The organism is Cupriavidus pauculus, assembly GCF_008801835.1.
In the GTDB taxonomy this organism is placed as follows: Bacteria; Pseudomonadota; Gammaproteobacteria; order Burkholderiales; family Burkholderiaceae; genus Cupriavidus; species Cupriavidus pauculus.
Map to the genome: position 1 here is coordinate 1 of NZ_VZOW01000037.1, position 13,794 is coordinate 13,794.

Annotated in this window: 10 protein-coding genes and 1 pseudogene; 7 read left to right on the top strand and 4 right to left on the bottom strand. The window is 58.4% G+C overall.

The genetic code is table 11. From position 1 onward, the window contains the following. The 7 genes and pseudogenes from F7R19_RS30020 to F7R19_RS25005 all read left to right on the top strand — a co-directional run. Positions 1 to 959, top strand: a pseudogene (locus F7R19_RS30020) (glycoside hydrolase family 19 protein); the annotation flags it as partial. Beyond that, a complete protein-coding gene (locus F7R19_RS24980) occupies positions 956 to 1,447 on the top strand; it encodes a hypothetical protein (protein WP_150982370.1) in 492 nt (163 codons plus the stop codon). The pseudogene F7R19_RS30020 and the gene F7R19_RS24980, both read left to right, overlap by 4 nt. A gap of 762 nt (positions 1,448 to 2,209) precedes the next feature. After that, positions 2,210 to 2,467: a PAAR domain-containing protein gene (locus tag F7R19_RS24985; protein ID WP_150982371.1), complete on the top strand. Its 258-nt coding sequence runs from the start codon at positions 2,210 to 2,212 to the stop codon at positions 2,465 to 2,467. Beyond that, positions 2,468 to 3,700 carry a hypothetical protein gene (locus F7R19_RS24990; RefSeq protein ID WP_150982372.1) on the top strand — a complete coding sequence of 411 codons (1,233 nt, stop codon included), beginning with the start codon at positions 2,468 to 2,470 and terminating at the stop codon, positions 3,698 to 3,700. Between the two features lie 65 nt (positions 3,701 to 3,765). After that, positions 3,766 to 7,203 carry an ImcF-related family protein gene (locus tag F7R19_RS24995; RefSeq protein WP_223505690.1) on the top strand — a complete coding sequence of 1,146 codons (3,438 nt, stop codon included), beginning with the start codon at positions 3,766 to 3,768 and terminating at the stop codon, positions 7,201 to 7,203. Positions 7,204 to 7,846: 643 nt separating this feature from the next. Further along, positions 7,847 to 8,356 carry a hypothetical protein gene (locus tag F7R19_RS25000; protein ID WP_150982374.1) on the top strand — a complete coding sequence of 170 codons (510 nt, stop codon included), beginning with the start codon at positions 7,847 to 7,849 and terminating at the stop codon, positions 8,354 to 8,356. 93 nt (positions 8,357 to 8,449) lie between these two features. Continuing rightward, positions 8,450 to 9,562, top strand: coding sequence for an acyltransferase family protein (locus tag F7R19_RS25005; RefSeq protein ID WP_150982375.1), 1,113 nt, complete (start codon positions 8,450 to 8,452; stop codon positions 9,560 to 9,562). Positions 9,563 to 9,630: 68 nt separating this feature from the next. On the opposite strand, the gene F7R19_RS25010 is transcribed toward F7R19_RS25005, so the two are convergent. The 4 genes from F7R19_RS25010 to F7R19_RS25025 form a co-directional block, all read right to left on the bottom strand. Continuing rightward, the gene (locus F7R19_RS25010; protein WP_150982376.1) at positions 9,631 to 9,966 is read right to left on the bottom strand and encodes a hypothetical protein; all 336 of its coding nucleotides are present in this window, start codon (positions 9,964 to 9,966) and stop codon (positions 9,631 to 9,633) included. Positions 9,967 to 10,216: 250 nt separating this feature from the next. Further along, a complete protein-coding gene (locus F7R19_RS25015; RefSeq protein ID WP_150982377.1) occupies positions 10,217 to 10,876 on the bottom strand; it encodes an SOS response-associated peptidase in 660 nt (219 codons plus the stop codon). Between the two features lie 310 nt (positions 10,877 to 11,186). Then, positions 11,187 to 11,921, bottom strand: coding sequence for a peptide-methionine (S)-S-oxide reductase MsrA (gene msrA / locus F7R19_RS25020; protein WP_150982378.1), 735 nt, complete (start codon positions 11,919 to 11,921; stop codon positions 11,187 to 11,189). A 32-nt stretch (positions 11,922 to 11,953) separates the two neighbouring features. Beyond that, the gene (locus F7R19_RS25025; RefSeq protein WP_150982379.1) at positions 11,954 to 13,789 is read right to left on the bottom strand and encodes a cytochrome c biogenesis protein DipZ; all 1,836 of its coding nucleotides are present in this window, start codon (positions 13,787 to 13,789) and stop codon (positions 11,954 to 11,956) included. Positions 13,790 to 13,794 lie beyond the last annotated feature (5 nt).

Below are 13,794 nucleotides of genomic sequence, written 5' to 3' on the forward strand. Positions count from 1 at the left end.
GGCGCGCATTGCGGGTGTCGCGTCTCATCATCAAGCACGAAAGTGAATGGGCCAATCCAAATAAGTGGCAGCAATTAATTCGCGAGATTGAAGAGCACACAGGTCCGCAGCCGCAGCACGTCGAGGAGCAGAAGCGGATCGAGAAGCTTGTTTGGTGGGATGACGTGAAGGCAGGAGTCAGTGATCTGCCGGGGTCGGATGTTTTTCATATTCATCCGATTGGGTTGGGGGGGAATTTTTTTGGTGAGTGCCCGCTAATAACTCTTGAAATGCTCATTGCCGCGGAGCCGGGAAATTCGTTATCTTACAATGAGAGGATCCTGCCTCTTCTAAATAAATACGCGGAAATTTACGAAATAAATACGCCGAAAAGAATTGCACATTTTCTTTCGCAGGTTGCCCACGAAAGTGGCTTTCGTGTTAGCGAGGAGGCGCTAAATTATAGTGCAAAACAGATGCGAAAGATATTTGGCTGTAAGGGTGGCCCGCGAAAATACGATTCGACCTGCGACGATTGTAGCAACGGTAGGTTAAGGGACAAGCTGTGGAGTCAGGAGTCTTATTATGCTCATAACGCTGATCATCTCGGTAGCTATGTTTACGCCAATAGAATGGGGAACTCCGATGAGTTGAGTGGAGAGGGATTCAAATATCGGGGCCGTGGAATCATTCAAATAACAGGCAAAAGTGGGTATAAATCTTTTCAAAATGAGCACAATCTACGAACTCCGGACGATCAGCGGGATTTTATTAGAAATCCGGAATTATTATCCGAGAATGTGGGGTATGGAATTGAGTCGGGCTTCGCATTTTGGTCGATAAATCGTATTAATTCAATTTCTGAATCGGGAAGTGTTCAAGACGTTACTCAAGTCGTGAATGGTGGGCAGAATGGGTACTGTGACAGATTGAGTCGTTACAACAGAGTGGCTTTAATTTTAGGATTGCCAACGGAATGATTGTAAGAAAAATTTTCGTTCAAATAGCATTAATTATTCTTGGTAGTAAACATCTTGCAGTGTCTGCAGAGGGGATTTGTACCGCTGGTGAAGCAGCGATATTCAACTGCGATCTTCGGGGAGGGGCTGCGTCACTGTGCGAATCAAATAGTGAGGGTATCTTAACTTATCGACATAAAACAAGAAATTCAATAGATCTCGAAATTTCTGACGGGGCTGATCGTAGGGGGAAGGTTTTTCATTTTAGCAGCACCCATTATGCAGGAGGTGGTGAGGCGCACATCCGATTTGCGGGAGGCGGGTACACCTATTTTCTCTATGACAAAACCGTCAAGACTGAAGAGGGATCGGATTTTTCAGCGGGGATTATTGTGTATAAAGGAAATATAAATATCGCTACTTATGTTTGCACAAATGATGCATCGATACGTCAGTCTGCCTATCTAATAATTAAGGAAGAGGGATATAAGGATATACTTAAAAAATAATGGCATTTATATGTCTATCCTGAAACATCGATAAAATGAGAAAAATGACGGGAATTATAGGCGTAAATTTACTAATTTATTCCGTTCTGATATTTTCTGCGCCCTCGCGACAAGAATTTTCCGGGGATTGGATCTGGTTGGTGGCGCCAAAGTCGCGGACATTTTCAATTAAATTGCGGCAAACCGGAAGAGACGTGCGAGGGCAGTATTGCGCGATAGTGCAGAATGGAAATCGAATTGACTGCGACGACGAGGAGAATCCAAATATATATGATGTAACGAATTCTTCTGGAACGGCTGCAATTGTCGAGTTTTCGTCTTTTTTTGGTGCTACAAAGGGAAAGTCGCAACTGAAAGTAGTCAAAGGCCAATTGGTTTGGCACGTTGAAAGTGCACCGTCTGGTGGCGCTTACTACGCACCCAGAGATGCAGTTCTCGTGCGTAGTAAGTAACGTTGGCATGGAGACTCATACGCAGATAATTGAGTGTTTAATTTAGCGTGCGATGGCGGCAAATAAGTCACGGTGGCACGCGTGCTAAAAAATTTTAATTACAAATTAAAATTATCGATCTTTATTGCTGATCGTCAAGGAATTGAAAATTTTATCTTCTGCGATCCTCCAATCGAGGATAATAAAGTTCTTACGTAAAAAAGTATATATCAATTAAAAATTGAAAAATATCGCGCCGAAGTAAGGTATATAAATAAAAAGCTAGGGAGTGGAAAAATGGGCGGTAAACGCTGAATATTTCTGATTCGAGATGAATAACCTAACATACGAAGGCGACAAAACCACTCACGGTGGCGTGATCCTGAACGGCTCCGACCGCATAAAGGTCAAGGGGCGGCGTGCGGCACGCCGGGGTGACCTCGTGTCATGTCCGGTCCATGGCGAAAACCGCATTCTTGGCGGCACTACGCGCATTACAGACGGCGGCGTACCGCTAGCCCAAGATGGCGATTCGACGGAGTGCGGGAGCGTCCTAATTGCCTCCTCGACTGGCGCGACGGTGCGGTAGATGCCGATTGATTTTGAGCGGGTACCACCTCGGGTGCCGGTGCCCCCGCCGCCACGCCCGACGGTCATCTTCTGGGTGATCCTGCTTGTCGTGACGGTTGCGTTGGGCACCGGCCTGACTATCGTCCTGTGGCCGAAAGGCTCGCCGTCGAATACGCTTTGGTTCTGGTGTTGTGCAGCATTATTTCCGCTTCTTGCTTGGGTGTTCTTGTTCAGCGTATCGCAGGGGATAGCGCACGCGCGACGCTGTGAAGTCATGGCGATCAATCATGTCAGTGACCGCTTCGAGCAGGAACGGCACTCTCTTGCAGGGCAGCCTCTGGTCGTGCTCGGGCATGGTTGGTGTTTTTCGGCTGAGGATAAGGAGAACAACGTAGAGGCCGTGCTCAACGGAGACATAGAACTGGGCACCCGACCAAGCGCAGCGCAACCCGGCACCGATGTCAGTGCACGCTGGCTGGAGATCCCGGGCGAGCCTTTCTATGCCGGGAACATACTCGTCGAACATAAGCGGCACCGAGCCGTATGTGATTGGCTCCTGCGACGGCTGATTGATTGCGTTGGTAATACGCTGGCGACCTTGCCCGTCCATACCGTCCTGCATGTGGATGTGTGCAGCAGGTCGCTTGTGAAATCTGCCGAGGTACAGGCACGTTTGCACGAGCGGATTCGTGCGAAGGCTCCCACGCTTCAGGTCAAGGTCAACGCGAGTGACCGGCATTTCTCGCTGTTCCTCGTGGATGACTGGCACGATCAGATCAAGCCACGTGAGGCACGCCTGCTGGTCTGCCTTCAGTTGCGCAAGGTTGTCAGCGTTAGTCCACAAAACGGCGTTGCCGAAGCCGGCGTAGTCCTATTAGTTGCGCACCCTGGCATCGTGCGCAATGCACCGCCACTGCATCTCCATCGTCCGGCTAAGGGTAAGGCGGACGGCAAACATGAGGCATGCGATCTGGCCGTGCGATGGTGCGGCGCCGATACGGCGCAGGTGCGTACGGTCTGGAGTCATACCTTGTCCGAGGACGTGTCGCTCCCCGTCAAATCCTGCCCCCGGTTCAGCAAAGGCGCGCAGCGGGTGGATGTCGGCACCACCGTCGGGGACTGCGACGGTGCAGGGGCCTGGCTCGCCACGGCGCTCGCCCTCGAGCAGGCGAAGCTGACTCGCACACCGCAGCTAGTTCTCTCCCATCAAGGTGACGACCTGATTGCCCTTGCATGCAAGACACCAACATGAATGAAAACAAGTCTCCCGTCGCATTCTGGTTTGGCATTGCGATTGTCGTTATTTTTTTGAGCTTGATGGCTACTGCATTCGTCAAAGGGCCGGAGATTGGATGGGCGGGCTATCAGCTGCAGGCGATCGAGTTGGGCTTGCTCGCCACGTGTCTTCTGCTGTTGCTTTTCGTCCGTTTCTTCGAGGCCATCCTGCTCAAGATCGCGTCGATGAAAGCCGCCCAGTGGGCGTTGACTTACGACAAGAACAAGCCAACGCCAGGTGGTGCCTCGTCACCTGCCGAAGCCTTGCGGCTCGCCCATGGTCATGCACGAGCCTTGCGCGATGCCCTTCGCGCCATGCATGGCTGGCGCTGGCGCTATCGCCAGCCGTGGCTGCTTCTGATCGGCAGCGATGCCGCGATTGACCAGCTGCTGCCAGAATCGGCCCAATCCGGCTGGCGGCTCACGCCCGCGGCGGTCCTGCTGTGGAGCAAGCCCGGCGACGATGGTCAGCCCGATATCGCCTGGCTCCGGCAGCTTTATAAGCTGCGTCGCCGGCCGGTCGATGCGGTGGTCTTGGCGACCGATGCGAGCGTGGATGCAAAGACAGACAGCGGCTTCCATGACGGTGTTTGGCTGACACGGATCACGGACGCGTTGCGGTGGGCCGCCCCCACTTACGTGCTCGATATCGAGCAGGACAGTCAGCCTTCCGACGACATTCCGGTCATTGCCTGTGAGGTGCCTCGTCACGGCGACGCTCCCGCAATCGAGGCGGCGCTGCATAGCTTGCGCGATCGACTATCGGGCCGTAGCCTGGCACAACTGCCCCAGAAGGAGGAGGCACGCTATCTTGGCAGGCTTTCTCAACGGCTGGACGGCGGCGCCCGTTCGCTTGCCGAATACCTGGCCCGCCTCTCTACCGCCGCACGACGGCAGTCCATTCGCGGCATCGCGTTTTCGCCCGTCCCGGCAACCGGACAGCCGGACGCCGGCGCTAAGCTGCCGATCTGGCAATACCTGGCCGACGCTGCGCGCAGTCAGCCCGGCCGCCACACCGCCTGGCATCCGCTGACGATCTGTGCCTGGCTTGCCCTGACCGTGATCGGCATGTGGGTGGTCGGCATGCTCATCTCAGGCCTGCGCAATGAGCACGACCTCCAGACCGCCCATCAAGCAGTGCACGACATCGAGTCCGCTCCCACCCCCGCCGCGCGCCTCAAAGCCCTCGACACCCTGCAGCAGCAGATCCTGCGCTACGAGTACCGCGTCCAGCATCACGCGCCGCTCTTCACGCGGTTTGGGCTGAATCGGGACACGGAGGTGCTGGCCGCGCTGTGGAAGCCGTACGCAAAGGCCAGCCAGGACATCCTGGTGACGCCCGTGGCGCAAAACCTCGAATCTACGTTGGTCGATCTCTCGCAATTGCGGACGGATGGATTGAGCGAGGAAACCGCCAAGTGGGCGCTGGATGGCCGCGATACGCTCAAGGCCTATCTGATGCTGGCTCACCCGGAGCGGGTGGAGCCGGCGTTCCTCTCGCGGGAATTGGCCGCGCACTGGTCCACCGATGCCAAGATCACTCCAGGACAGAGACAGGACCTCGCCGAGCGTTTCGCCAAGTTCTATGCCGAACACCTCAAGGCCAATCCGGACTGGCATATCGAGCCGCGCTCTGATCTGGTCGCCGGCGCGCGGCAGACGCTGCTGGCCGTCATCGGCGAGCGCAATGCCGTCGATACGGTCTACCAGAACCTCCTCGATGGCGCCGGCGCCAAGTATCCCGATCAGACGCTGGCATCGCTGACGGCGGGCACGGACCCGCGCGGGCTGATGCGCGCCTCGGCGACCGTGCCGGGTGTTTTTACGCGACAGGCCTATGAGGGGTACGTAGAGGCCGCCATCGAGAAGGCCGCCAAGCGCCAGGACGTGGCGAATGACTGGGTGATCACCGATGGCAAGCCGCAGTCGGCCCGGCAGACATCAAGCGCATCGGCAGCAGATTTCCGCAAGGCGCTGACCGAGCGGTATTTTGCCGACTACGCCGAGCACTGGCAGCAGTTCATGAACGGGATGCAGTGGGAGCCGGCCGCGACGCTGCCCGGTGTCGTCGATCAACTCAAGCTGATGGCCGACGCGCGCCAGTCGCCGGTCATCGCACTCATGAAGTCGCTCGCGTATCAGGGTGGCGCCGGTGCGCACAAGGATTCCCTGTCGGACACGCTGGTGGCCAAGGCGCAGGGGATTCTGGGTAGGAAGGACGAGGCCCCCGCAGCCGCCAGGCCCGATCCGGCCGGCCCGCTCGCGGCAGCGTTTGGTCCGGTGCTGCGGCTGGTGGGGCAACCCGGGCAGGGTGGTGGGAGTAGTGGTAGCACTGGCAGCAGCGACCTGAGCTTGCAGCGCTATCTCGACCGGATCACCGCAGTGCGTCTGCGCCTGCAGCAGTTGACCAACAGTGCGGACGCCGATATGCAGGCGCGGCAGATGGCCCAGTCGCTGTTCCAGGGCAAAGGATCGGATCTGGCCGACACGCAAGCCTATGGCCAGCTCATGGCGGCAAGCCTCGGTGCCGAATGGGCCGGCATGGGTGACACGCTGTTCGTGCACCCGATCGCCCTGGCATTGCAATCCGTTCTGCAACCGGCGCAGGCCAGCCTCAACGAGGCGTGGCGGCAGTCCATCGCCCTGCCGTGGAACCGTGCATTTGCCAGCCGCTATCCCTTCGCCGACACGGCCAATGACGCATCGTTGCCCGAACTGGCGCGCCATATCCGCCCGCAGAGCGGTCTGATCAATGCCTTCCTCCTGGCCGAATTGGCCGGCGTGCTGGTGCTGCAGGGCGACCAATGGGTGCCCGTCGGCAGCGGCGCGCACGGGCTGGCTTTCGACCCGGCTTTCCTTCAGTTCATCAACACATTGCAGCGCGTGGGCGCCCATCTGCTGGTGCAAGGCGACCCCCAGTACCGCTTCGAACTCAAGCCGATTCCGACGCCGGGCCTGACTGACACCGTGCTGACGATCGATAACCAGACGCTGCACTACTACAACCAGCGCGAAACTTGGCAGTCCATGACATGGCCGGCAAACAACCTGCAAGCGCCGCGCACGTTGCTGCAATGGCAGACAGAGACCGCCAGCACGAACAAAAGCTTTGAGACCGAAGGTGTCTGGGCCTGGATCCGCATGCTGGAGCATGCGCGCGTGACGCCTGTGGATAGCGCGACGGTCCAGCTTACGTTTCAGGCTGTTCCCGACACGACAGTTTCGAGCCAAGGCAAGAACGGCAATGAGTCGGCAGACGCGGCCGATCGACCGGAGCATTCAGAAAGCCTGCTGCCGCGCGCAGCCCAGCTTGCCGCACCGGCTGACATGCGATATCCGATCCGCTACCAGATGCGCGCGGCCGTTGGGCGCGGCCCGCTGGAAGCGCTGGAGCTGCGCAATCTGCGGATGCCGGAGCGGATCTTTGTGGGCAGGGAGTCGCTGGCTCTAGCTGGAACTACGGCGGCAATGCGCAAGTAATCACCGGGGTTCAATGATCTTCGGAACGCGCTGTTCAGCACGTGCACCGAAATCCGGCGGCAAATACACCTACGCGCGTGCGCGATCTGCTCGCCATCGATGGTGCAGAAACCGAAGCGCAGGCCGCCGATCTTGCTGTCCAGCAACGTTCGACGCCGCATTTGCCTAGATGCTGAGCTCGCCCAGCCCGGACGGCGAGCAGAACCAACTTGTGCGGCAATTTGTGATGGCTCGGATGAGGGAGCGTGCTGACCGAGCCTATACGACCCTGTACCTGCCGGTCACACTGGGCTAGCGCACCTAGCAATTCCGGAGGGCTGCCTGGGAGCGGTCGCTTGCCTACGAGGTCAAGCAACAGTTGCTACGCCTGCTCAAGGTCCTTACGACACACAAGAACGCCGACAAGGTAACGCTCGCCCAGCGCATCGACACTTTTATCGGTGAACTGACCACGATGGACCCGGCTCGTGCCGTGGCCTTAACGTAAAAGCGAAACTTTGGAGATGCCTATGAAAAGACGAAATACGCTGCGTCCATTGCGTGTAGTGCGCTACCGCTGGCTGGATGCAGCCTGTTCAGAAGGAAGCCGCTGACACAGGAGCTTTTCGCAGACAAGCAGTATCAGGAAGAAGTTTCCAGCTTCATGATGACTGCCGACCGCCGGAAACTCATTGTGCTCGGAAAACAGCACCACTATGTCCTTGATATGCCGCGTCAGCTTGAAACCGTATTGACGTCGTCGTTCCGTCCGAAAGTAGAAGCGAGCTTCTCCAACTTTAAAGCGACGGGGGACGAGATTTCTGGCAGCTACAGCTTGCGGCTGCCGAATCCTGTAGCAGTAGAGGACGAACGAGCGGCGGCCGCCGCTGGATTCGAACGCACCCGGGATGGCGCAATGCTTCTGGAGGGAGGTCTGTCCGGGTGCCGATACGATGCGCGCGAATTTTCCGCCAGCGCTCAGTCGCAGCAATTCAACAAAGCCTATAGCATTTCCATCACGGAGCAGCTTACAGCCGGGGAAACTGTGGCCCGACTTCCCTTGACACCTCTGACTGCAGCGGTTGACGGAACAATGTTTCTGGCAAGCGTGCCACTAGTCATTATTGGGATACCGATCGTATTGATCGTATTTCGCAACGGGTTTCGGCTGTGATAGCGCTCACCCCGCCGTGTTTGAAATCGGCCTAGCGCGTTGCGGGGTGTTGACAGGCGCGAGCGACAGTATCGGATACGGTACAATTTGCTCATGATTACCAATATCCAAGTTCTGCGCGGCCTGGCTGCACTAGCGGTCGTATTGCTTCATACCGAGTACAAGATTTTCGGGGTGGTTGCGACACAGTTTCAGGGCGTCAGCATATTCTTTGTGATCAGCGGATTTATTGTCGCCTACATTACACAGTCTGGAATGAGCCAGTTTCTGACGAGGCGGATTGTTAGAATCGTACCCATTTACTGGGTTGTTACCGGGTTCGGATTCTTTTGGTTGTCGCTCGGGCAATTCGATTGGATTTGGTGGCTTTGGCACGACCCGTTGCAGGCCGCGCGCCAGGCGTTGAACGCTTTGCATAGCGAACGTGCGGTACACGATGTGCTGATGAGCATGATGTTTTTGCCATATCGCGATTCCGTCAGTGGGGACTACGGTTCGTTTATTTTTACGGGCTGGACGCTCAACATCGAGTTCTTCTTTTATGCGTTGTTCGCTGTGTTCGGACTGGTTGGACGTCGCACCGCAATGGTTGGCGTTGGCAGTGTCTTTGGGGGCCTCGCGATCCTTCACGCTAAAACGAACCTCGGTGATCCTTTCGTCCGATTCTATGGCCAGAGCGTGTCGCTCTACATCGTTTCGGGATTCATCGTATATGCGTTGTGGGGGAAGTGCAGAGACCTTGCCTCGAGCGTTCCGAAACCATTATTGGTCGCGACGACCGTTGTTGTCGGCACGCTGCTTCTAGCGCTGAACTGTGCTGCGGCCTGGTATCCCAACGTAGGCCAGAATGCTGCAATGATGACGCTCTACTGCTCACTCCCGCCGCTGGTCGTTTTCACTGCTCTCGTAATGCATTCCGCCGGTATGCGATGCACATGGCGACCCTTGATGATCTTGGGTGATATTTCGTACGTGCTGTATTTGAGCCACGTTCTTGTGCTTACGACGATGGCCAAGTATGCGAAAGAATATCCGTTGCTGGACTATCGGGACGGTCTGTCCGGCATGCTTACCGCACTGGCGATCTGTTGCATGGTCGCGTGGCTGCTACACTTGGCTGTGGAAATGCCGCTTCTGCGACTCGGTAAGCGTCTGATTGAGCGCAAGCGGACGCCGGTCAGCGTGGCCCCGCAAACAAGTGGATGACCTGGGAAACGCCGCGCCATTGCGGTGCGTTCTTGCCCCTTGTCTGATCGCGGTACTCCGAAACGTCTCTACTCGACCTGGTGTGTGCGTGCCGCGTAAGCGGGGTCGAATTTCGCCTTCCAGCCGTGGGCGACGCGCCCTATTGCGGTTTGCTGGCACACGCCAGCGAGGATCTGACGTTGGACCTCGGCGTTTGCCGCTTCGCTGTCAAAAATCGGTGTGTTGGGGCCGATGGGTTCTTCGGCGGGACACGGTTTGGCCACCTTTGGCGTCACGGGCTTGTCTACTACGATGGGGCAAAACCAAGCGCGGTTGCTGCACGTCTGCTCTTCCGGATTGGCCGCGTAAGCCAGGAGTCCGAAAGTCAGGAATCCGATAAAGATGTATGCCGCTTTGCGGCTCACGAATCTCCAGAAGCAAAATACGGCGATTACCATCGCTACAACGCCCATTCTCCAACTCCCACGCTGAGGTGCCTTCAATCGAGAAGCCAGGCCGGAGGACTCGGCCGCTAACCGGTCATGATGACGGACGCGTCAGAATTCGCGCCTTGAAGAAAAGAAAAGTAACAAAAAAACGAGGGTCTGTGGGGACCGGGAAACGGCCGTGCATCGAGAAAGGCGCATTGCCGTGGATGGCGGCGCGACCCTAACGTTACGCTTCAGGCGGTTCCTTCCGGTTGCTTTCTCGCGGCGGCAGGGGCGAAGCGTCCGCCGTCAGCAGGTCTGAGGGATATTGCCGCAAAAAGCGCCGAGCCGCCTCCGGATCGCGGCAATTGAGCCAGGCGTGCCATTCGTCGGGGGGCAATATCACAACGCCGCGTTTTTCTTCGCCGGGCTTGTGGAAGCGGCTCATCAATGGGTGATGGTCGGCATTTGTCGTCGGCATCGTGAATGAGATCGTGCCGTCTGGCCACGCTCGCCATAGTCCAGCGACGGCAAATGGCTCGCCGTTGGACAGCGCGATTTTCCACCGCACTGCCTTGCCTGTTTCCCAGTTCGGTTCATAGAGCGCTGTCGCTGGTATCAGGCACAGTTGGCCGGCCTGCCAATGGCGCGCAAACGAATTGAGTTTGCCGATGGTTTCGATGCGCGCGTTTGCTGTCGGGAAATATCGGGTGCCGGGCGCGATCTTTGACCGCGGCACCATGCTGAATGTGCCAATAACGGCCTCGCGGACTCCATCCGGTGAGATTCGGATAATCGGGGCAGGGTAGTCGGGCCACGCTTCTTCCTTCCAAGGGCCGCGTGGCGGCTCCACGCCGAAGATATCGCGAAGTACCTGACGCTGAACCGGAGCATAGTTCACGCACATGCTTCCCTCCTGTTTCGTCGCTCACCAAGCCGCTACGACGCGCTCGCACATTGCGCTGGTGCATAGCGCATCGCGCACGGTGCATATCGAGATCGATACAACCGCAAAATTTCTTTACATCTCCAGCATTCAATCCGCGTGGCATATCGCCTAGCCTTAACCCCATTCATCAAACGACTGGGTAGCAGATGAGCTGGCGAGATATCTTGTTGATCGGATTCGGATGGATCGGAGCGTGCCTGGCGGCGGGGTGGATGGTTTCCGCAGCCATCAAGGTGCTTGGCTGAGGCGCCGGCCGGTGCATGCGATGTCATCGGCTCGCGCTGTTCACCAGCACCGCGTCATTGCGGTAGACCTCTGGGAACATCTTCTTCAGGTTTCCAATTTTCGGCAGATCGTTAAATACGATATACGGATAATTCGGGTTCTTGGCGAGGAAATCCTGATGGTAGTTTTCTGCGGCGTAGAACCCCTGATAATTTTCCACGCGCGTTACGATGGGTGATGACCACGCCTTTGCCTTGGTCAGTTGCGCAATGTAGGCTTCCGCAATCGAACGCTGCACCGGTGTCATGGCGAAAATCGCCGAGCGGTATTGCGTGCCATGATCGGGCCCCTGGTAGTTCAGTTGCGTCGGGTTGTGCGCCACGGAAAAGAAAATCTGCAGCAATTTTCCGTAGCTGATTTGTGTGGGATCGTAGCGAATCTCCACCGATTCGGCATGTCCGGTCGATCCCGTGCCCACCATTTCATATTGAGCGGTCTTGGCTGAGCCGCCGGCATAACCGGACGTCACCCGCGTGACGCCGCGGACATGCTGGAACACCCCCTGCACGCCCCAGAAGCAGCCGCCCGCGAAGACGGCGGTCGCGCTGTGCTGTGTGGTCGGCTGCTCATCGGCGGCCGGCATGGGGATGCGCACCGCCTCCTCGGCCGACAGCGCGGGCACGCGCCATGTGGTGGCAACGGCGGTCAGCATGGCCAGGCCCATCATCTTGAGCGTGGTGGGACGGGTCCAGCTTTGCAGCGTGGTCAGGATTGTCATGATGGCTCCTTGTTACTTCTGATTATTTTGGATCAGCCGAACGTGAAGGCATACGCCTGTACGCCGGGGTCGAGAAATTCGATCGAGAACGTACGGTCGCGGATGTTGTCGTCCTGCCGCACCAGTTGATACAGCCGCTGTGCCGTGACGGCGCCCGTGCCGTCGGCAGCGACATCGGTGCCGTGCGAAGCCCCCGGGGCGTTGCCGTCGATCATTACGCGAAACCTGACAGGTTTGCCGTCGCTTCCCGGACCCAGCACCAGATGGAGATCGCGTGCGTGGAATCGATAGACGATGCGTCCATTCGGCTTTGCCAACGTGGCGTGTTCGTCGCCGATCTTCCAGTCGCCTGCCAGCCCCCACTGGTTCAAGGCGGGCTGCAGCGGCGCGCTATAGGTTTTCACCGAGTCCGCGCGGGCGCCGCCGGGCGAGGCGAAATTCTCTGCGCGTGCGTAGCCGACATAGGTTTCAGGCGAGCGCACCGCGTCGCTGTCGGCAGCCAATTGCACGCCGCGGCCTGCATCGCCGGTGGTCGTCGCTACCTTGCCGACGTCGCGGTGCCCGGCCTCGGCCAGCAGTTCGCGAATGACAGCTTCGGATTTCTCGTACTCGCCTTCGCCGAAATGGTGAAACCGCACGCGGCCCTGCGCATCGATGAAGTAGTGCGCCGGCCAGTAATTGTTGTTGAAGGCGCGCCAGATCGCGAAATTGTTGTCGATGGCGATCGGGTAGGTGACGCCCAGATCCTTGGCCGCCTTGCGCACGTTGTCGACGTTGCGCTCGAACGCAAACTCGGGCGCATGAACCCCGATGACCACCAGTCCCTGGTCGCGATACTTGTCGGCCCACGCTTTCACGTACGGCAGCGCGCGCAGGCAGTTGATGCAGGAGTATGTCCAGAAGTCGACCAGCACGACCTTGCCGCGCAGGCCCTCAGTCGTCAGTGGCGGCGAGTTGAGCCATTCCACTGCGCCGTCCAGCCCCGGGAAGCGACCTTCCACGGGCAAGGCCGATGCGGAAGTGGCGGTGCGCATCATCGACCCGTCTGCCTCGGCGGGCGATGTCGCAGCCATTGCAGCGCCTGCCATCGATGGCGCATTCACCTGTTTCATCATGGCGTCCCCACGGTCGTCCTTGGCGGCATTCTTTTGGGCGAGGCGGTCGACCAGATGCTGCTCGAGCCCGCCCGTGGCCACCGTGGAAATTCTCGTAAGCAGGCCGGTGTCGAGTCCCAGCGCAATCGCCGCAACACCCGCCAGCATCGCCGCGCCAATGCCGCGCCGGATCCACTCGCCAGCGCCCAGCGATCGTTTCATGGCGGCGAATACGCGGCCGCCGATCAACAGCGCGACGGCCAGCGACGTCGCGGCGCCCGCTGCGTAGGCCAGCAGCAGCACGGTGGTGCCAATGCTGGCGCCCTGCAGCGCGGCGCCGGTCAGCACCAGGCCGAGGATCGGGCCGGCGCAGGGCGCCCACAGCAAGCCGGTGGCGACACCCAGCAGTAACGACGACGCCGGACTGGCGCGACCATCGGCCTGCGCAAGGTTCGACAGTCGGCTGCCCGCGTTGACCAGCGGTTGAGTCAGCCTTTCGGCCAGACGCGGCAGCAGCAATGCCAGTCCGAACAGCCCCAGCAGTGCGATGGCGAGCCAGCGTCCGTACTGGTTGGCCTGCACGACCCAGCCACCGCCCACCGCGGCCAGCGTGGCGACGCCGGCGAACGTGATCCCCATGCCCGCCAGCAGCGGAAGCCCGCTGCGCACGAATGGTTGGTCGGCGCGCGCGAATACGAACGGCAGCACGGGCAGGATGCAGGGGCTCAGGATCGTAAGCGCCCCGCCAAGATAGGCAAGGATCAGTAGCAGCATGGCGA